This is a genomic window from Curtobacterium sp. MCPF17_001 (assembly GCF_003234615.1).
Classification (GTDB): Bacteria; Actinomycetota; Actinomycetes; order Actinomycetales; family Microbacteriaceae; genus Curtobacterium.
The window spans coordinates 185,264-203,134 of the sequence record NZ_QKSL01000002.1 but is presented as its reverse complement, the minus strand read 5'-3'; the positions used below and the strand labels follow the sequence as shown (position 1 = coordinate 203,134).

The window sequence follows — 17,871 nt, the reverse complement described above, 5'->3', positions numbered from 1 at the left end:
CCGACGACACCGCTCCCGACCGCTCGGCCCTGCCGGCGCACCGCAACCCGCCGGAGGTCGACCGGGTCGCGGCCGCGAAGGCCGCGGTCGCCGCACGACGCGCCCGCGCCGCGGTCAAGTCGTCCATCGCCACCGGGGAGCGGTCGCCGCTCGAGGTCGCCCGCTCCGCCTGGTCCGACGACGAGTCCGTCGTCGCGGCCACCGCGGCCGAACGCTCGCTCCGCGTCCGTGACCTGCTCACGAGCCTGCCCGGTGTCGGACCGGCCCGGGCGGAGGCCGTGATGGGTGCGCTGCGGATCGCTCCGTCGAAGCGCCTCGGGGGACTCGGCAGCCGGCAGCGGACCGAACTGGCGGACTGGCTCGCCCAGCGCGGACGCAAGCGCGCGGCGTCGAAGCTCGTCGTGCTCGCCGGACCCACCGCGGTCGGCAAGGGCACGGTCAGCGCGTACATCCGTGAGCAGTACCCCGAGGTGAACCTCAGCGTCTCCGCCACGACCCGGAAGCCCCGTCCGGGCGAGGTCGACGGCGTGCACTACTACTTCGTGGACGACGCCGAGTTCGACCGGATGATCCGCGACCGCGAGCTGCTCGAGTACGCGACCGTGCACAACTCCTACCGGTACGGCACCCCGCGGCCGCCGATCGACCGCGCGCTCGACGCCGGCGAGAAGGTCATGCTCGAGATCGACCTGCAGGGCGCCCGCCAGGTGCGGGACGCGATGCCCGAGGCCGTCCTGGTGTTCCTGCTGCCGCCGACGTGGGACGAACTCGTCCGTCGGCTCATCGGCCGCGGCACCGAGACGCCCGAGGAGCAGACCCGCCGACTCGAGACCGCGAAGGTGGAGCTCGCGGCCCAGGACGAGTTCGACGTGCGGATCGTGAACTCCGATGTCAGCACGGCGGCACGCGAGGTCGTAGACTTGTTCTCTGCGCCCTGACCGGTGCACCGACGACGAGGAGCAACCCCATGGCCAACCCCCAGGGCATCATCGACCCGCCCATCGACGACCTGCTCAGCAAGGTCGAGTCGAAGTACGCGCTCGTGATCTTCGCTTCGAAGCGCGCTCGCCAGATCAACGACTACTACGCCGACCTGCACGAAGGCTCGCTCTTCGACAACGTCGGCCCGCTCGTCGACTCGACGATCGACGACAAGCCGCTCTCGGTCGCGCTCCACGAGATCAACGAGGACAAGCTGACCGTCACCAAGCAGCAGCAGCCCTCCGCCTGATCCCGGTGAGTGCGCTCCGCCTGTTCACGTCGGAATCGGTGACCGAAGGCCACCCCGACAAGATCTGCGACCAGATCTCGGACGCGATCCTGGACGCCCTGCTCACGGTCGACCCGAACGCACGGGTCGCCGTCGAGACGATGGTGACGACCGGGCTCGTGCACGTCGCGGGAGAGGTCACGACCTCGGGCTACGTCGAGATCCCGCAGCTCGTCCGCGACGTCATCACCGGCATCGGCTACAACTCGTCCGACGTGAGCTTCGACGGTCGCACCTGCGGCGTCGAGATCTCGATCGGCGCGCAGTCCCCGGACATCGCCCAGGGTGTCGACGAGTCCCTCGACACCCGCTCGGGTGCCGGCACGGACCCGCTCGACCGCCAGGGCGCCGGGGACCAGGGCATCATGTTCGGCTTCGCGACGAACGAGACGCCGGAGTACATGCCCGTCGCCATCTGGCTCGCGCACCGCCTGGCCGAGAAGCTCGCCGCGGTCCGCAAGTCCGGCGAGCTGACGTACCTGCGCCCGGACGGCAAGACCCAGGTCACGGTCGGGTACGACGGCGTCACGCCGAAGACCGTCGAGACCGTGGTCCTGTCGACCCAGCACGCGCCGAGCGTCTCGCTCGAGCAGCTGACCGCGGACATCACCGAGCACGTCATCCGCCCGGTGCTCGACCTGGTGGAGCTTGACTCCTCGCACGTCGACGTGATCGTGAACCCGACCGGACGCTTCGAGATCGGCGGCCCGCAGGGTGACGCCGGACTCACCGGGCGCAAGGTCATCGTCGACACCTACGGCGGGGCCTCCCGGCACGGTGGCGGCGCGTTCAGCGGCAAGGACCCGTCCAAGGTCGACCGCTCGGCCGCCTACGCCCTGCGCTGGGTCGCGAAGAACGCCGTCGCGGCGGGTCTCGCCGACCGCCTCGAGGTCCAGGTCGCCTACGCGATCGGTCGGGCCAAGCCCGTCGGCCTGTACGTGGAGTCCTTCGGCACCGGCCACGTCGACGACGCGACGATCGAAGCCGCGATCACGAAGGTGTTCGACCTCCGACCGGCCGCGATCATCCGTGACCTCGACCTGCTGACCCCGAAGTACGCGCAGACCGCGACCTACGGGCACTTCGGTCGCGAACTGCCGGGCTTCACCTGGGAGCAGCTCGACCGTGTCGAGGAGCTCCGCACCGCGGCAGGACTCGTCTCCGTCACCGTCTGAGGCCTTCGTGGCCACCGTCGCGCGTGTCGTCCTCGACTCACCGCTCCCGCAGCTCGACCGTCTGTTCGACTACCGGGTCCCGGCCGAGATCGAGGGCGACTGCGTGCCGGGGGTCCGGGTCCGGGTGCCGTTGCGCTCCGGCGCCCGGATCACCGACGCCTACGTGGTGGAGGTCGTGGCCGACGACGCCCTGTCGCCGGAGAACGACTTCCCGGGCGAGCTGAGTGCCGTCGAGGAGCTCGTCAGCCCGGTACCGGTGCTCGCGCCGGAGGTCTGGGAGCTGGCCCGCGCCGTGGCCGACCGTGCCGCCGGGGTCGCCAGCGACGTGCTTCGCCTCGCGGTGCCGACGCGGCAGGTCCGGCCGGAGAAGGCCTGGCTCGCTCGTGACCCGGACCACGTGCCGCCCCGCGTGACGGCGGTCCCGGTCGACGGGTACGGCGACGCGGTCATCGAGGCGGTGGTCGACGCCGGCGGACGCGCGGCCGTCGGTGCGATCCCGCACCCGGTCCTGCTCGCCGCCCCGGCCCGAGTGACCTCGGCCGACGACACCGACGGGCCAGCTCCCGCCTGGGTGCCCGGCTGGGCCGCGACCCTGGCGCAGGCCGCCGCACACACCCTGGCGGGGGAGCGGTCGGCCGTCATCGCGGTGCCCGACTTCCGCGACGTCACGGACCTCGAGCGCGCCCTGCTCGTCCTCGTGCCCGCCGAGCGGGTGGTGCGGTTCGACGCGAAGCAGACGAACGGGCAGCGCGCCCGGGCACTCCTCACCGCCCGGACGCACCCGGTCGTCGCGATCGGGAGTCGTGCCGCCGTGTACGCACCGGCGTCGGACCTCGGGCTCATCGCGCTCTGGGACGACGGCGACCCGTCCTTCGCCGAGCAGCGCGCACCGTACGTGCACACCCGTGACGTCGCGCTGGTCCGGACCGCCCAGTCCGGGGCCGCGCTCCTGATGGTGTCGCACGCGCGGAGCACCGACGTGCAGCGGCTCGTCGAGCTCGGATGGCTGCAGGAGGTCGGTCCGCACCGCGCCCGTGTGCCGAAGGTCGTCCCGACCGCCCACCAGACCAACGCCGACGGGTACGCCGCACAGGCCCGCATCCCGAGCAGTGCCTGGCGGGCCGCCCGCGAGGCCAGTCACGACGGGCCCGTGCTCGTGCAGGTGTCGAACCCCGGCTTCGGGACCGGCCTGGTCTGCACCGAGTGCGGGGAGCGCGCCCACTGCCGGGTGTGCGGTGGTCCGCTCGGCAGTCCGCACGCCGGGTCCACCCCGCAGTGTCGCTTCTGTGGCGCGCTGGCGGCCGGGTACCGCTGCCCGACCTGTGGCAACGGGAAGCTCAAACCCGTCGGCCAGGGTGCCCAGCGCACCGCCGACGAACTCGGACGCGCCTTCCCGGACACCCGGATCGTGGTGGCCGACGGATCGCGCCCGATCGACGAGGTACCGGCCCGTCCCGCGGTCGTCGTCGCGACCCGCGGCGCCGAACCGGACGTCGCCGGCGGTTACGCCTGCGTGCTGCTCCTGGACGGCGAACGGATGCTGGCGCGCGAGGGACTGCGGGTCCAGGAGGACGTCCTCCGGATCTGGGCGAACGCCGCGGCGAAGGGCGCTCCCGGAGCGCCGGTGTACCTCGTCGGCATCGGCGGCAAGCTCGCGAACGCGATGGCACTCTGGCGGCTCGACGTGCCCGCCCACGACGAACTCACCGACCGTCGTGAGCTGTTCTTCCCGCCGGCGGTGCGGGTCGCCACCCTGACCGGGACGGACGAGGCGGTGACCGGCGCGATCGAGGCGCTCGGCGACGCGCCGGTGGGCCCGGTCCTCGGACCGGTCCCCGTCGACGACCCGACGCCGGGGACGGTCCGCGCGATCGTGCGCTTCCCCTACGGCCACGGGACAGAGGTGGCGGCGACCCTCAAGGCCGAGGTGATCCGCCGGTCGTCGACGCGCCGGGTGGTCAAGGGCGGGGCGAAGCGCCGCGCGGCTCCGGCTCTCCGCGTCCGGATGGACGACGCCGAGCCGTTCTCCGAGGTCTGACCCGGTCGCTGCAGAGCCGAGCCCGGACATGACGGGAGGCCCGTGGCGATCCCGCCACGGGCCTCCCGTCGTGTCATCGACCGAGGTCACCGGCCGGCGTCACTCGCCGGCGTCACCGGCCGGGGTCACCGATCCGGGTCAGCGCGCGGTCCGCTCCGCGCCGACCGGTGCACGGCGGCCGCGCGAGAGCACGACGCCGAGGGCGACCATGCCGATCGCGAGGACCAGGTGCAGCCAGTTGTCGGCCGAGTTCAGCGGCACGAAGTTCGCGGCGCTGTCGCTGTTCGCGGTGAACAGGCCGTAGATCCAGAGCACGAAGTAGACGACGCCGCCGATGACCAGGTAGAGCCGGGAACCACTGGCGCGTCGGGCCGCGAGGACGCCGACGATGCCGAAGAGCAGGTGGACGATGTTGTGCAGGACCGACACCTGGAAGATGCCGAGCAGCATGCCCATCGAGTCGTTGCCGGCACCACCGAGGTCACCGGTGGTGAGGCCGGGGATGAAACCCGCGAGGCCGACGAGCAGGAAGACGATGCCGACGACGAGCGCGCCCTTCTGGACGGGCGTCTCGGCGAAGCTGGTGGGGGCGGGGGTGGAGAGTCGGTCTGACATGTTCGTTCCTTTCAGGGAATCGCCTGTGAAGGTACCCGTCCGTCTCCGCGCTGTCCGGAGGCGAGGGCACAGCTCGTCCGGCACGAGGCCGGCGAGCCGGGTCCACGGATCAGCGTGGCTGGGCCGGGTTGGTCGGGTCCCCGTGTGACGGCGGGTTGATGACCGGACCCGACGTGGCCGGGGTGACGGCCGGGGAGCCGCCGGTGCCCTGCTGGACTTCGGGGAGGTGCTCGGGCACCGAGCCGGTCGGTTCGGCCCCGGCCTCGAGTGCGGCGATCCGGGAGGTCAGCACCTCCACGACCGGCAGCCGGTTCCCGTGGGCCCGCTCGTGCTCGAGCAGGGTCTGCAGCTGGTCGCGGTCGAGCGGGCGGACGTGCTCGGCGAGGTTGCCGAGCGGCAGGTGGTCGAAGTCCGGCAGCGGCAGTGCGTCGGTGGTCATGGTGCTCCTTCCGTCGAGATGCCAGCGACCGTAGGCAGACGTGCCTCAGCGCATCCCCAGGCCCCGCGTGGAGGGCGGCCGCCCGGACTCGGCCGCGGCTCGTGGGAGACTGGTCCGATGCGTCTCGTCGTCGCCGGCAGTCCCGCTGCCGCGGTCCCCACCCTCCGTGCTCTGGCGGCGTCCGACCACGAGATCGCGGCGGTGCTGACCCGCCCGCCGACACCGCAGGGCCGGAAGCGCGTGCTGACGCCCACGCCGGTCGCGCAGGCCGCGGCGGAGCTCGGACTGCCGGTGATCGAGGCCTCCCGCGTGGACGACGAGGTGACGGCCCGGATCGCGGCGCTCGACGTCGACCTCGGTGTGATCGTCGCGTACGGGGCGCTGCTCCGCCGCCCGGCCCTCGACGCCCCGCGGCTCGGCTGGGTCAACCTGCACTTCTCCGACCTGCCGGCGTACCGCGGTGCCGCCCCCGTGCAGCGTGCCGTGATGGCCGGTGCGACGACCACGGCCGCGACGGTGTTCCAGCTGGTCGAGGCCCTGGACGCGGGCCCGGTCTTCGCGGCCGAGCCGTTCACGATCGACCCGGAGGCCACCTCCGGCGAGGTCCTCGGCGCGATGGCGGTGACCGGTGCCGACGTCGTCGTGCGGGTCGTCGACGCCATCGCCGCCGGCACCGCCGTCGCCACCGAGCAGGTCGGCGCTCCGTCGTCGGCCCCGAAGCTCACGCTCGACGACGGCCGGACCGACTTCGCCGCCCCGGCCGCCGCGGTGCACGCCAGGCTCCGCGGCGTCACCCCGGAGCCCGGTGCGTTCGCACACCTCGGCGAGACCCGGGTGAAGCTGCTGCGGGCCCGCCGGTACGGTGCACCCGACGGTCGGCCGGGAGGCCCGGAGGACTCCGCCCCGCACCTCGCGCCGGGTGCGCTCCGACTCGTCGACGGTGCCCTGCTGGTCGGGACGGCGGACGAACCGCTCGTGCTGACCGAGGTGCAGCCGGCCGGCAAGAAGGCGATGGACGCTGCGGCCTGGGCCCGAGGGCTCGGACCGCTCGACGGGAAGGTGCTCGCATGAGCGCGGAACAGGCGCGGTCACGCGGATCGCAGCGTGGCGGCCGCAGCGGCGGCAACGGTGTCGGGCGGACCGGCGGGCGCCCCGGCGGCCGACCCCGGGAGCCCCGGCAGGTGAGCGCCCGGCGGGTCGCCTTCGACGTCCTCCGTGCCGTCCAGGTCGACGACGCGTACGCGAACCTGCTCCTGCCGACGCGCATCCGACGAGCCGGGCTCAGCGCCCGGGACGCCGGTTTCGCCACCGAACTCACCTACGGCACGATCCGGATGATCGGCCGCTACGACGTGGTGGTCGCGGTGGCGTCCGGACGTCGGGCGGACCTCATCGAAGCCGACGTGCTCGACGTCATGCGCCTCGGTGTGCACCAGCTGCTCGGCATGCGGACCCCGACCCACGCGGCGGTCTCCGCGACGGTCGAGCTCGCCCGCGAGGTCGGCGTCGCCCGCGCCACCGGCTTCGTCAACGCCGTGATGCGGAAGGTCGCCGGCAAGACCCCGGAGGAGTGGGACGCCCTGGTGACGGCGGGCCTCGGCGGGGACGCACTCCTCGCGACGCGCTGGTCGCACCCGGTGTGGGTCGTGTCGGCACTCCGGGACGCCCTGGCCGCGGAACGGTCTCGTGACGAACTCGTCGCGCTCCTCGCCGCGGACAACGAGGCACCGCGGGTCCAGCTCGCGGCGTTGCCCGGTGTCGCGTCGGCGGAGGACGTCGAGCAGGCGACCGCCCGCGTGGCGGCGGACGACGACGAGACGGGGGAGGTGCCTCCCGTCGGTCCGGAAGACGACGCCGACGCCGCCGAGGTGGCCGAGGCCGACCAGGCCGACGCGGCGCCCGAGCCCGCCCCGACCGCTCCCGACCTGCCGGTCTCGCCCGTCGGGATCCGCGGCGTCACCGGTGACCCGGCGCGCGTCCCCGGCGTCGCCGCCGGCCGGCTCCGCGTCCAGGACGAGGGATCGCAACTCGCGGCCCTCGCGCTGTCCCGTTCGTCCGAGGTGCGGGCCGGCGAACGCTGGCTCGACCTCTGCGCGGGCCCCGGAGGCAAGGCCGCGCTCCTGGCCGCCGAGGCCGCACAGGCCGGCGCGACCCTCGTCGCCAACGAACTCGTCCCGGCCCGGGTGGGACTCGTCCGGGAGGCCCTCCGCGACTTCCGTGACACCGTCACCGTGGTCGAGGGTGACGGTCGCCGCTACGGGCACGACGGCTCCGGTGTCACGTACGACCGCGTCCTGCTCGACGCCCCGTGCACCGGCCTCGGCGCGCTGCGTCGCCGTCCGGAGGCCCGCTGGCGCAAGCAGCCGGAGGACGTCGCCGAACTGGCCGTCCTGCAGGAGGAACTGCTCGAGGCCGCGGTCCGCGTGCTCGCACCGGGCGGCACCCTGGCGTACGTGACGTGCTCGCCGCACCTGGCCGAGACCCGCGGCCAGGTCGACGCCCTGATGCGTCGGCACGGGGACCTGCTCGAGCAGCTCGACACCGCATCGGTGGTCCGCTCGGTCGCCGCGCGTGACCCGCAGGTCGCGGCCGGCCGGACCGTGCAGCTCTGGCCGCACCGGATCGGGACCGACGCGATGTTCATCGCACTGTTCCGCCGGACCGCCTGACGGGCTGTCGGTTCGGTGGCCGGCCGGGTCCGGGCCGGTAGGCTCGACGGGTGACGATCCGCATCTCGCCGAGCATCCTGTCCGCCGACTTCGCGAACCTCGAGCGCGAGCTGCAGCGCATCGAGACCGCCGACATGGTGCACGTCGACGTGATGGACAACCACTTCGTGCCGAACCTGACCCTCGGTCTGCCGATCGTCCAGCGCCTGCAGCAGGTCTCGCCCGTGCCCCTCGACGTGCACCTCATGATCACCGACGCGGACACCGAGGCGCCGAAGTACGCCGAGACCGGCGCGTCCAGCGTCACCTTCCACTTCGAGGCCGCGACCGACCCCGTCGCCACCGCTGCCGCCATCAGGTCGAACGGGGCCCGCGCCGCGGTCGCCGTGAAGCCCGGCACCCCGATCACCCGGGTGTTGCACCACCTCGACGCCTACGACATGATCCTGCTGATGACCGTCGAGCCCGGGTTCGGTGGCCAGGCGTTCATGACCTCGGTGATGCCGAAGCTCGCCGACGCACGCGCCGCGGTCGACGCGTCGGGGCTCGACGTCTGGCTGGAGGTCGACGGTGGCATCGCGGTCGACACCGTGCCGGAGGCGGTCCGGAGCGGCGCGGACACGCTGGTCGCCGGCTCCGCGGTCTACGGCGGCGAGCCGGCCGCCCGCATCACCGATCTCCGGGCGGCGGCACAGCGTGCGCTCGCAGACCGGTAGCCTGGGAACGTGAAGACGTTCGACGACCTGTTCGCGGAGCTGACCGAGAAGGCGCGCACGCGCCCGGACGGCTCCGGCACCGTCGCCGAACTGGATGCCGGCGTGCACCAGATCGGCAAGAAGATCGTGGAGGAAGCCGCCGAGGTCTGGATGGCGGCCGAGTACGAGGGCGACGAGCGCACCTCGGAAGAGATCTCGCAGCTCGTGTACCACCTGCAGGTCCTCATGATCGCGAAGGGCCTGACCCCGGCGGACGTCTGGCGACATCTGTAGGGAGCGCGTCACCCCGCGCACCGCAGAACCGTCACCGACCCCCTCCTCCAGGAAGCAGACCTGATGCTCCGCATCGCCGTGCCCAACAAGGGCTCACTGTCCGAGACCGCCTCCGAGATGCTGCGGGAGGCCGGGTACGCCGGCCGCCGTGACCCGAAGGCGCTGCACCTCATCGACGAGCGCAACGGGGTGGAGTTCTTCTTCCTCCGTCCGCGCGACATCGCCACCTACGTCGGCTCGGGCGCACTCGACGTCGGGATCACCGGCCGCGACCTGCTGCTCGACTCGGGGTCGACCGCGCACGAGGTCGATGCGCTCGGGTTCGCGGACTCCACCTTCCGCTTCGCCGGCGCCCCGGGCCGGTACAGCGAGCTGCAGGACCTCGAGGGCGTCCGCGTCGCCACGAGCTACCCCGGCCTCGTCGGCGAGTTCCTCGCTCAGCACGGCGTCACCGCGACCCTCGTGAAGCTCGACGGCGCTGTCGAGAGCGCCGTCCGGCTCGGGGTCGCCGACGCCGTGGCGGACGTCGTCTCGACCGGCAGCACACTGCGCGCCGCCGGACTCGAGATCTTCGGGCCGGTCATCCTCGAGTCCACCGCGGTGCTCATCACCACCGACGAGACCATCTCCGGCATCGACGTGCTCCGGCGCCGGCTGCAGGGCGTCCTGGTGGCCCGCGGCTACGTCATGCTCGACTACGACATCCCGTCCGACCTGCTCGAGCAGGCGACCGCGATCGCCTCGGGCATCGAGTCGCCGACGGTCTCGCCGTTGCACGACCGCGCCTGGTCGGCCGTCCGCGTGATGATCCCGCGCGACGACGCCAACCTCATCATGGACGCGCTGTACGACCTCGGCGCCCGGGCGATCCTCGTCAGCCCGATCCACGCCGCACGCCTGTGACCGACGCACCCGACGCGACCGCACCGGCCGCCGCACTCGGCGGGGTCTCGGTCCGTGTCATCCCGTGCCTCGACGTCTCCGGTGGTCGGGTCGTCAAGGGCGTCAACTTCCTCGACCTGCAGGACGCCGGGGACCCCGTCGAGCTCGCCGCGCGGTACTACGAGCAGGGCGCCGACGAGCTGACGTTCCTCGACGTCGGTGCGACGGTCGAGAACCGCGCCACGATGTGGGACACCGTCACCCGCACCGCCGAGCAGGTCTTCATCCCGCTCACCGTCGGCGGTGGGGTCCGCACCGTCGACGACGTCTCCCGCCTGCAGCAGTGCGGCGCGGACAAGATCGGCGTCAACAGCGCCGCGATCGCCCGCCCGGAGCTGGTGTCCGAGATCGCTGATCGTTTCGGTGCCCAGGCGGTCGTCCTGTCGCTCGACGTCAAGCGTTCCGCCCGGATGCCGTCCGGTTTCGTGGTCACCACGCACGGCGGTCGCACCGAAACCGACATCGACGCGATCGCCTGGGCGCGCGAGGCCGTCGAGCGCGGCGCGGGGGAACTTCTCGTCAACTCCATCGACGCCGACGGCACGAAGAACAGCTTCGACCTCGAGCTCGTCGCCGCGGTCCGTCCGGTCTCCACGGTGCCGGTCATCGCCTCGGGAGGCGCGGGGCGCGTCGAGCACTTCGCCCCCGCCGTCGACGCCGGTGCGGACGCGGTGCTCGCGGCGAGCGTGTTCCACCGCGGCGAGATGACCGTCGGCGACGTCAAGGACGCGCTCCGCCAGACCGGCCACGTCGTCCGCTGACGCGGTCCCGGCGGCCGGGTCGGGCCTCCCGTCCGGCATGTCCGTCCGCAGCCAGCGCGCCGGACAGGGCCGTAGGCTGGTGCCCTCATGACCGACAGCACCAGCACCAGCACCGAAGCGGTCCTCGACCGCGCGCGCTTCGGTACGGACGGACTGCTCCCCGCCATCGTGCAGGAGGAATCGTCGAAGGACGTCCTCATGCTCGGCTACATGGACCGTGAAGCCCTCCGCCGCACCCTGACCGAGGGCCGGGTGACCTTCTGGTCGCGGTCCCGGAGCGAGTACTGGCGCAAGGGGGACACGTCGGGCCACGCCCAGTACGTCCGTGCCGCCGCCCTGGACTGCGACGACGACACGCTCCTCGTCACGGTGCAGCAGGTCGGAGCCGCGTGCCACACGGGTGCCCACCGGTGCTTCGACGTCGACCCGCTCGAGCCGGTGACCGCCTCGGCGCCCGAAACCGGGGCTGCGAACGGGACGGCGCGATGAGCGACTCGCCCCGCACCACGCTCCGCGACGACTTCGACGGACTCGTCCGCGACGGCCACCGGGTCGTGCCCGTCGTCCGCGCGCTCTTCGCCGACAGCGAGACGCCGGTCGGGGTCTACCGGAAGCTCGCCGACGGTCGCGCCGGGTCGTTCCTCCTGGAGTCCGCCGGACAGGGCGGCCTCTGGTCGCGCTGGTCGTTCGTCGGTGTCCGCAGCTTCGGCGTCCTCACGCAAGAGGGCGACCACGCCGCCTGGATCGACACCGGGATGTCGGCCGACCGGGCCGTCGGCTCGCTCGACGGGCAGCCGCTGGAGGTCCTCGCGCGGCTGCACGAGCGCTGGGCGACGCCCCGCGTGCCGGGCATGCCGCCCCTCGTCGGCGGCACCGTCGGTTTCATCGGGTGGGAAGCGGTCCGTCAGCTCGAACACCTGCCCGACGCGCCGCCCGCCGACTTCGACGTGCCCGGACAGGCGCTGTCCTTCGTCGCCGAACTCGCCGCCCTCGACCACCGCAGCGGACTGGTGCTCCTGGTCGCGACGGCGCTCAACGACGGCACGGACGATGCCGACACCCTGTGGTCGGACGCGCAGGCCCGGCTCGACCGGATGCAGGCCGACCTCGTGCAGCCGAGCATCGCGACCGTCGCCGAGGCGTTCGACATCGCCGAACCGACCGCACGCTCCCGGTCCACCCCGGAGGAGTACGCGGCCGCCATCGAGCGGTCGAAACAGTTCATCCGCGACGGCGACGTCTTCCAGGTCGTCATCTCGCAGCGGTTCGACCACGAGGTCACGGCAGACCCCCTCGACGTCTACCGGGTCCTCCGCACGTTGAACCCCAGCCCGTACATGTACTTCCTGTCGCTCGCAGGCACCGACGGCCGGCCGTTCTGGATCGTGGGAGCGTCACCCGAGGCCCTGGCGAAGGTGCAGGACGGTCGCGCGATGACGCACCCGATCGCCGGCTCACGGCCGCGCGGTGCCACGACGGAAGAGGACGTGCGCCTCGGCGACGAGCTGCTGCAGGACCCGAAGGAGCGCGCCGAGCACCTGATGCTGGTGGACCTCGCCCGCAACGACCTGCAGAAGGTGTGCGAGCCGGGGACCGTCGCCGTGACCGAGTTCATGACGGTCGAGCGGTTCAGCCACATCATGCACCTGGTCTCCAGCGTCGAGGGGGCGATCCGCCCGGGGATGTCGGCCATCGACGTGTTCCGGGCGACCTTCCCGGCCGGCACGCTCTCGGGTGCGCCGAAGCCGCGCGCGCTGCAGATCATCGACGAGCTCGAACCCGCGAAGCGCGGGGCGTACGCGGGGGTCGTCGGGTACTTCGACTTCGCCGGGGACGCCGACGTCGCCATCGCGATCCGCACCGCCCTCATCCAGGACGGCGTCGCACGGGTGCAGGCCGGTGCCGGGCTCGTCGCCGACTCGGACCCGATGAGCGAACACCTCGAATCGGTCAACAAGGCCGCCGCGCCGCTGCGTGCCGTCGCGACCGCCAACCGGATGACCGGGGTCGCCCCGTGAAGCGCTCCCGACCGCTCGTCGTCGTCCTCGGACTCCTGGTCGCCGGACTCGTGATGCTGTCGTGGACGCAGACCTGGTTCACCGTGCACCTCGACCACACGGCGGCCGTCGTGAAGACGGTGGACGCTGACGGAGCCACCGTCGTGCCGCAGTACACCGCAGTCGCGATCGCCAGCCTCGCCCTGTTCCTCGCGATGACGATCGCCGGCCGTGTCGTCCGCGTCGTGCTCGCCGTGGTGCAGGTCCTGCTCGGGGTGGCCGTCGTCGTCACCGGCGTCACGGCACTGTCCGATCCGGTCGCTGCCGCGCGGAGCGCCATCGGATCGGTCGCCGGCGTCAGCGACATCGGCGCCGTCCGGCAGGTCGTCACCGGCGTCGACGTCGGTGTCTGGCCGGTCATCGGGATCATCGGCGGGGTCCTCGCGTCGCTGCTCGGCGTCGCGGTGCTCTTCCTGCAGCGGTCCTGGCCCGGCCCGAGCCGGAGGTACGGCGATGCCGCCACGCCCGGAGCGGCCTCCGCGGCCGGGGCCAGCGGCGGTCCCGCGTCCGCCGACGGCGCTCCGCGCCGACCCGTCGTCCGCGACGCGGTCGTCGACTGGGACGACCTCAGCGCGGGCGTCGACCCGACCGTGGGGGACGCCGCCGCCGGGCAGTCCGACACCCCGGACACGGTAGGATCGACGGAGCGCCGCCCGACCGGTGGCGCCAGCGACCACGAGGAGCACCGTGAGCAACACTGAGCCCGCAGAACTCGGCGAAGGCCACTCGCCGGCGGCCTGGACGGCCGTCGTCATCATGCTGATCGGCTTCGCGGCCGGGACGCTCTGCTTCTGGTTCGACATCGCCTGGGGCGTGTGGGCGTCCGCTGCCGTCGTCGTGATCGGTCTCATCGTCGGCTTCGCGATGGGCAAGGCGGGCTACGGCGTCAACGGTCCGAAGTACGTCACCAAGCACCACGGCGGCTGAGCCCGTGTCGGCGCCCGTCAACGGCATGCCCACGCCCGGCACCAACCTGCTGCAGAGCCTGGTCGCCGGTGCCCTCGATGACGCCGCCGTCCGACGTCTCGACCGTCCGTACGCGGACGTCGAGCGTGACCTCGACCGGGTCGCCTCGCCGCTCGACGCGCTGCAGTTCCTGGCCCCGGGTGACCGGGTGAAGGTCCTCGCCGAGGTCAAGCGTGCGAGTCCGTCGCGTGGGTCGATGGCCCCGATCGCGGACCCGGCTGCCCTCGCCGCCGAGTACGAGCACGGCGGAGCCTCTGCGATCAGCGTGCTGACGGAGGGCCGGAAGTTCCTCGGCACGCTCGCCGACCTCGAAGCGGTCAAGGCCCGCGTCGGCATCCCCGTGCTCCGCAAGGACTTCATCGCCGACCCGTACCAGGTCGTCGAAGCGCGTGCGGCCGGAGCGGACATCGTCCTGCTCATCGTCGCGGCCCTCGACCAGCCCACGCTCGTGCAGCTCCACGGCCTCGCCGAAGAGCTCGGCATGCGCGTCCTGGTCGAGGCGCACTCCGCGGACGAGGTCTCGCGCGGCCTCGACGCCGGCGCACGGATCCTGGGTGTGAACGCCCGCGACCTGACCGACTTCTCGCTCGACCGCGACCTCTTCGGGTCCTTGGCCGACCGGATCCCGGACGGGGTCGTCCGCGTCGCCGAGTCCGCAGTGAAGACCCCCGCCGACGTGGCCCACTACCGGTCCGCCGGTGCCGACGTCGTCCTCGTCGGGGAGGCGCTGGTCACCGGCGCCGACCCCGCCGCCACGCTCGCGTCGTTCATCGACGGCTGACAACCCGTCCGGTGCACGCCGGACACCCAGGAGCACCACCGTGACCTCACTCCGTGACCTGCAAGGCCCCTACTTCGGCGACTTCGGCGGGCGGTTCGTCCCCGAGTCGCTCGTGCTGGCGCTCGACGAACTCGAGACCGCGTTCCGTTCGGCCTGGGCGGACCCGTCCTTCCGCGAGGAACTCGACACCCTCCAGCGCGACTACACCGGACGCCCGTCGATCATCACCGAGGTGCCGCGGTTCGCCAAGCACGCCGGTGGTGCCCGGATCATCCTCAAGCGCGAGGACCTCAACCACACCGGCTCGCACAAGATCAACAACGTGCTCGGTCAGGCGCTCGTCGCCCGTCGGCTCGGCAAGACACGGCTGATCGCGGAGACCGGTGCCGGCCAGCACGGTGTCGCCACCGCGACGGCAGCGGCCCTGTTCGGGATGGACTGCGTCGTGTACATGGGCGCCGTCGACACCGAACGACAGGCCCTCAACGTCGCCCGGATGCGCCTGCTCGGCGCCGAGGTCATCCCGGTGGAGACCGGATCGCGCACGCTGAAGGACGCCATCAACGACGCCCTCCGCGACTGGGTCGCCAACGTCGACTCCACGCACTACCTCCTCGGCACCGTCGCCGGCCCGCACCCCTTCCCGGAGATGGTGCGCCAGTTCCACAAGGTGATCGGCGAAGAGGCTCGGCAGCAGGTCCTGGACCGCGTCGGTCGACTGCCCGACGCCGTCGCCGCGTGCGTCGGCGGCGGGTCGAACGCGATGGGCATCTTCGAGGCGTTCCTCGACGACGAGTCGGTCCGGCTGCACGGGTTCGAAGCGGGTGGCGACGGTGTCGAGACCGGGCGCCATGCCGCCAGCATCACCCTGGGGCGGGAAGGCGTGCTGCAGGGCGCGAAGTCGTACCTGATGCAGGACGAGGACGGCCAGACCATCGAGAGCCACAGCATCTCGGCCGGGCTCGACTACCCGAGCGTCGGTCCGGAGCACGCGTACCTGGCGTCGATCGGCCGCGCGCAGTACGAGCCGATCACCGACACCGAGGCGATGGAGGCCTTCCGGCTGATGAGCCGGACCGAGGGCATCATCCCCGCGATCGAGTCCTCGCACGCCCTCGCCGGGGCGATCAAGCTCGGCAAGGAGCTCGGGCCCGAGGGTGTCATCCTCGTGAACCTCTCCGGCCGCGGTGACAAGGACGTGGCCTCGGCCAGCCGCTACTTCGGCATCCTCGACGAGACGGCGGAGCAGTCGTGAGCACGAACAAGACCGTTGCCGACACCATCGACCGCGCCAACGTCGAGCGCGCCGGGGCAGTCGTCGGCTACCTGCCGGCCGGCTACCCCGACCTACAGACCAGCGTGGACGCGGCCGTCGCCCTCGCCGAGAACGGCGTCGACGTCATCGAGCTCGGCCTGCCGTACTCCGACCCGGTGATGGACGGACCGGTGATCCAGCGCGCTGCGGAGGAGAGCCTGGCCAACGGCTTCAAGGTCGCGCAGGTGTTCGACGCCGTCAACGCGATCACCGAGCGGGTCGACGTGCCGGTCCTGGTGATGACCTACTGGAACCCGGTCCTGCGCTACGGCGTCGACCGCTTCGCCGACGACCTGGTCGCAGCGGGTGCCGCCGGCCTGATCACGCCGGACCTGATCCCGGACGAGGGCCAGCAGTGGATCGACGCGTCCGAGCGCACCGGTCTCGACCGGGTGTTCCTCGCGGCACCGTCCTCGACGGACGTCCGGATGCGCCAGGCCGTGGACCGCAGCCGTGGGTTCGTCTACGCCGTCTCGACCATGGGCGTCACCGGCGCCCGGCTGGGCGTCGACACCGCCGCCCGCACGGTGGTCTCCCGACTGCGGGACGCCGGTGTCCAGCGCACCTGCGTCGGTCTCGGCATCTCCACCGCCGACCAGGTCGCCGAGGTGCTCGAGTACGCGGACGGCGCCATCATCGGTTCAGCGTTCGTCCGTGCACTCGCCGACCTCGGCGTGACCGGGGTCGCGGACCGCGCCGCCGACCTGTCGTCCGGCGCAGCGCGGCGCTGACCCGCGCTACAGTGATCCGGGCCGACCAGCCCGCAGGGCAAGGGGCCAGCCCCATCGACTGCCCAGCTCCACACGTGAAAGGCGACAGTCGCACATGCCCCTCCTGAGCATCCCGAGCCCGAGCACGGCCTGGCAGTACTTCGACCTGACCGCCTGGCTGCAGCGTGTGGCCGGCTTCACGCTGCCGCTCGACTTCCGGATCCACGCGTACGCGATCTGCATCCTCGTCGGGATCGTCATCTGCGTGCTGCTCACGAACAGCCGACTCAACGCCCGTGGTGCCGAGCGGTGGATCATCATCGACATCGCGATCTGGGCGGTGCCGGCCGGCATCATCGGCGGTCGCCTGTTCCACGTCTTCACCCACGTCAGCGACTACTTCGGTCCCGGCATCGACCCGTTCTCGATCTTCTACATCTGGGAGGGCGGCCTCGCCATCTTCGGCGCGCTGATCCTCGGGTCGGTCGGCGCCTGGATCGGCTGCCGCATGGCGGGCCTCCGCTTCTCGGCCTTCATCGACGCCGCCGCCCCCGGTGTGCTGCTCGCCCAGGCCGCGGGTCGTCTCGGCAACTACTTCAACCACGAGCTCTTCGGCATGCCGACGAACCTCCCGTGGGGTCTGCAGATCGAAGCGACGAACCCGGCCTACCCGAAGGGGCTGCCGGAGGGCGTGCTGTTCCACCCCACGTTCCTCTACGAGATCATCTGGAACGTCGTGGGCGCCGTGCTGATCCTGCTCATCGACCGCCGTCTCCGCCTGCAGTGGGGTCGCGTCATGGCGCTCTACCTGATCTGGTACGGCGTCGGCCGGTCGGTGCTCGAGTCCATCCGCGTCGACACGAGCGAGACCTTCGCCGGCATCCGCACCAACGTCTGGATGTCCTTCGCCGCGATCCTGCTCGGCATCATCATCTTCGCGATCCAGTCCCGACGACACGTCGGCAAGGAACCGAGCCCGTACCTGCCGGGTCGCGAGCCGCGCTCGAAGTCCGATGTAGACTCGGACGACACCTACTCGGAGCACGACACCACGACCGGTGTCGCCGATCCGGAGCCGGTCGCCGTCGTCGCCGACCGACACTGAGGTCCCCAGCCTCTCCCGAACGCAGCACCACACCGCGCT

General features: G+C 72.2%; 20 protein-coding genes. 18 read left to right on the top strand and 2 right to left on the bottom strand.

Annotation, left to right across the window (positions count from 1 at the left end):
- Positions 1 to 29: 29 nt before the first annotated feature.
- Genes gmk through DEJ24_RS03060 form a run of 4 tightly spaced genes read left to right on the top strand, consistent with a single transcriptional unit; the run spans position 30 to position 4,483 of the window.
- Positions 30 to 938, top strand: coding sequence for a guanylate kinase (gene gmk, locus DEJ24_RS03075; protein ID WP_111077359.1), 909 nt, complete (start codon positions 30 to 32; stop codon positions 936 to 938).
- Between the two features lie 29 nt (positions 939 to 967).
- On the top strand, positions 968 to 1,231 hold the full coding sequence (gene rpoZ, locus DEJ24_RS03070) for a DNA-directed RNA polymerase subunit omega (protein WP_110902190.1): 264 nt from the start codon (positions 968 to 970) through the stop codon (positions 1,229 to 1,231).
- Between the two features lie 5 nt (positions 1,232 to 1,236).
- Positions 1,237 to 2,445, top strand: coding sequence for a methionine adenosyltransferase (gene metK / locus DEJ24_RS03065; protein WP_111043754.1), 1,209 nt, complete (start codon positions 1,237 to 1,239; stop codon positions 2,443 to 2,445).
- Between the two features lie 7 nt (positions 2,446 to 2,452).
- Entirely contained in the window at positions 2,453 to 4,483 is a 2,031-nt protein-coding gene (locus DEJ24_RS03060; RefSeq protein ID WP_111077226.1) for a primosomal protein N', read from the top strand.
- A 138-nt stretch (positions 4,484 to 4,621) separates the two neighbouring features.
- Here the strand turns inward: DEJ24_RS03060 and DEJ24_RS03055 are convergent, their stop codons facing one another.
- Both DEJ24_RS03055 and DEJ24_RS03050 read right to left on the bottom strand, forming a co-directional pair.
- Complete coding sequence (locus tag DEJ24_RS03055; protein WP_111077225.1) at positions 4,622 to 5,098, bottom strand: DUF4383 domain-containing protein; 477 nt, start codon at positions 5,096 to 5,098, stop codon at positions 4,622 to 4,624.
- A 109-nt stretch (positions 5,099 to 5,207) separates the two neighbouring features.
- Complete coding sequence (locus DEJ24_RS03050; RefSeq protein WP_110902194.1) at positions 5,208 to 5,537, bottom strand: hypothetical protein; 330 nt, start codon at positions 5,535 to 5,537, stop codon at positions 5,208 to 5,210.
- A gap of 117 nt (positions 5,538 to 5,654) precedes the next feature.
- Between DEJ24_RS03050 and DEJ24_RS03045 the strand changes: the two genes are divergently transcribed.
- The 14 genes from DEJ24_RS03045 to lgt all read left to right on the top strand — a co-directional run bounded on the left by DEJ24_RS03045 (position 5,655) and on the right by lgt (position 17,832).
- Positions 5,655 to 6,608 carry a methionyl-tRNA formyltransferase gene (locus DEJ24_RS03045; protein ID WP_111077224.1) on the top strand — a complete coding sequence of 318 codons (954 nt, stop codon included), beginning with the start codon at positions 5,655 to 5,657 and terminating at the stop codon, positions 6,606 to 6,608.
- On the top strand, positions 6,605 to 8,206 hold the full coding sequence (locus tag DEJ24_RS03040; RefSeq protein WP_111077223.1) for an RsmB/NOP family class I SAM-dependent RNA methyltransferase: 1,602 nt from the start codon (positions 6,605 to 6,607) through the stop codon (positions 8,204 to 8,206). The genes DEJ24_RS03045 and DEJ24_RS03040 overlap by 4 nt, the downstream gene beginning before the upstream one ends.
- A 50-nt stretch (positions 8,207 to 8,256) precedes the next feature.
- Positions 8,257 to 8,922 carry a ribulose-phosphate 3-epimerase gene (gene rpe / locus DEJ24_RS03035; protein WP_111077222.1) on the top strand — a complete coding sequence of 222 codons (666 nt, stop codon included), beginning with the start codon at positions 8,257 to 8,259 and terminating at the stop codon, positions 8,920 to 8,922.
- Positions 8,923 to 8,931: 9 nt separating this feature from the next.
- A complete protein-coding gene (locus tag DEJ24_RS03030; protein WP_110902198.1) occupies positions 8,932 to 9,195 on the top strand; it encodes a phosphoribosyl-ATP diphosphatase in 264 nt (87 codons plus the stop codon).
- A 63-nt stretch (positions 9,196 to 9,258) separates the two neighbouring features.
- Positions 9,259 to 10,098 carry an ATP phosphoribosyltransferase gene (gene hisG, locus DEJ24_RS03025; protein ID WP_111077221.1) on the top strand — a complete coding sequence of 280 codons (840 nt, stop codon included), beginning with the start codon at positions 9,259 to 9,261 and terminating at the stop codon, positions 10,096 to 10,098.
- Positions 10,095 to 10,898 carry an imidazole glycerol phosphate synthase subunit HisF gene (hisF, locus tag DEJ24_RS03020; protein ID WP_111077220.1) on the top strand — a complete coding sequence of 268 codons (804 nt, stop codon included), beginning with the start codon at positions 10,095 to 10,097 and terminating at the stop codon, positions 10,896 to 10,898. The genes hisG and hisF overlap by 4 nt, the downstream gene beginning before the upstream one ends.
- Before the next feature lie 87 nt (positions 10,899 to 10,985).
- On the top strand, positions 10,986 to 11,387 hold the full coding sequence (gene hisI, locus DEJ24_RS03015; RefSeq protein WP_111077219.1) for a phosphoribosyl-AMP cyclohydrolase: 402 nt from the start codon (positions 10,986 to 10,988) through the stop codon (positions 11,385 to 11,387).
- Entirely contained in the window at positions 11,384 to 12,916 is a 1,533-nt protein-coding gene (locus DEJ24_RS03010) for an anthranilate synthase component I (RefSeq protein ID WP_111077218.1), read from the top strand. The genes hisI and DEJ24_RS03010 overlap by 4 nt, the downstream gene beginning before the upstream one ends.
- Positions 12,913 to 13,656 (top strand): Trp biosynthesis-associated membrane protein, encoded by a 744-nt coding sequence (locus DEJ24_RS03005; protein ID WP_111077217.1) that lies wholly within the window; start codon positions 12,913 to 12,915, stop codon positions 13,654 to 13,656. The genes DEJ24_RS03010 and DEJ24_RS03005 overlap by 4 nt, the downstream gene beginning before the upstream one ends.
- Complete coding sequence (locus DEJ24_RS03000) at positions 13,643 to 13,882, top strand: DUF6704 family protein (RefSeq protein WP_110902204.1); 240 nt, start codon at positions 13,643 to 13,645, stop codon at positions 13,880 to 13,882. The genes DEJ24_RS03005 and DEJ24_RS03000 overlap by 14 nt, the downstream gene beginning before the upstream one ends.
- Before the next feature lie 46 nt (positions 13,883 to 13,928).
- The gene (gene trpC, locus DEJ24_RS02995; RefSeq protein ID WP_111077358.1) at positions 13,929 to 14,702 is read left to right on the top strand and encodes an indole-3-glycerol phosphate synthase TrpC; all 774 of its coding nucleotides are present in this window, start codon (positions 13,929 to 13,931) and stop codon (positions 14,700 to 14,702) included.
- Between the two features lie 40 nt (positions 14,703 to 14,742).
- Positions 14,743 to 15,957 carry a tryptophan synthase subunit beta gene (gene trpB, locus DEJ24_RS02990; protein WP_111077216.1) on the top strand — a complete coding sequence of 405 codons (1,215 nt, stop codon included), beginning with the start codon at positions 14,743 to 14,745 and terminating at the stop codon, positions 15,955 to 15,957.
- Positions 15,954 to 16,748, top strand: coding sequence for a tryptophan synthase subunit alpha (trpA, locus tag DEJ24_RS02985; RefSeq protein WP_111077215.1), 795 nt, complete (start codon positions 15,954 to 15,956; stop codon positions 16,746 to 16,748). The genes trpB and trpA overlap by 4 nt, the downstream gene beginning before the upstream one ends.
- A gap of 94 nt (positions 16,749 to 16,842) precedes the next feature.
- The gene (gene lgt / locus DEJ24_RS02980) at positions 16,843 to 17,832 is read left to right on the top strand and encodes a prolipoprotein diacylglyceryl transferase (protein WP_111077214.1); all 990 of its coding nucleotides are present in this window, start codon (positions 16,843 to 16,845) and stop codon (positions 17,830 to 17,832) included.
- The last annotated feature ends 39 nt before the right edge of the window (positions 17,833 to 17,871 follow it).

What these genes read in the sequence shown, in the direction of transcription:
- DEJ24_RS03010 (WP_111077218.1), top strand. Translation starts at nt 11,384, where the DNA reads ATGAGCGACTCGCCCCGCACCACGCTCCGCGACGACTTCGACGGACTC.
- hisG (WP_111077221.1), top strand. Translation starts at nt 9,259, where the DNA reads ATGCTCCGCATCGCCGTGCCCAACAAGGGCTCACTGTCCGAGACCGCC.
- hisI (WP_111077219.1), top strand. Translation starts at nt 10,986, where the DNA reads ATGACCGACAGCACCAGCACCAGCACCGAAGCGGTCCTCGACCGCGCG.
- DEJ24_RS03040 (WP_111077223.1), top strand. Translation starts at nt 6,605, where the DNA reads ATGAGCGCGGAACAGGCGCGGTCACGCGGATCGCAGCGTGGCGGCCGC.
- lgt (WP_111077214.1), top strand. Translation starts at nt 16,843, where the DNA reads ATGCCCCTCCTGAGCATCCCGAGCCCGAGCACGGCCTGGCAGTACTTC.
- DEJ24_RS03050 (WP_110902194.1), bottom strand. Translation starts at nt 5,537, where the DNA reads ATGACCACCGACGCACTGCCGCTGCCGGACTTCGACCACCTGCCGCTC.
- rpoZ (WP_110902190.1), top strand. Translation starts at nt 968, where the DNA reads ATGGCCAACCCCCAGGGCATCATCGACCCGCCCATCGACGACCTGCTC.
- DEJ24_RS03045 (WP_111077224.1), top strand. Translation starts at nt 5,655, where the DNA reads ATGCGTCTCGTCGTCGCCGGCAGTCCCGCTGCCGCGGTCCCCACCCTC.
- DEJ24_RS03055 (WP_111077225.1), bottom strand. Translation starts at nt 5,098, where the DNA reads ATGTCAGACCGACTCTCCACCCCCGCCCCCACCAGCTTCGCCGAGACG.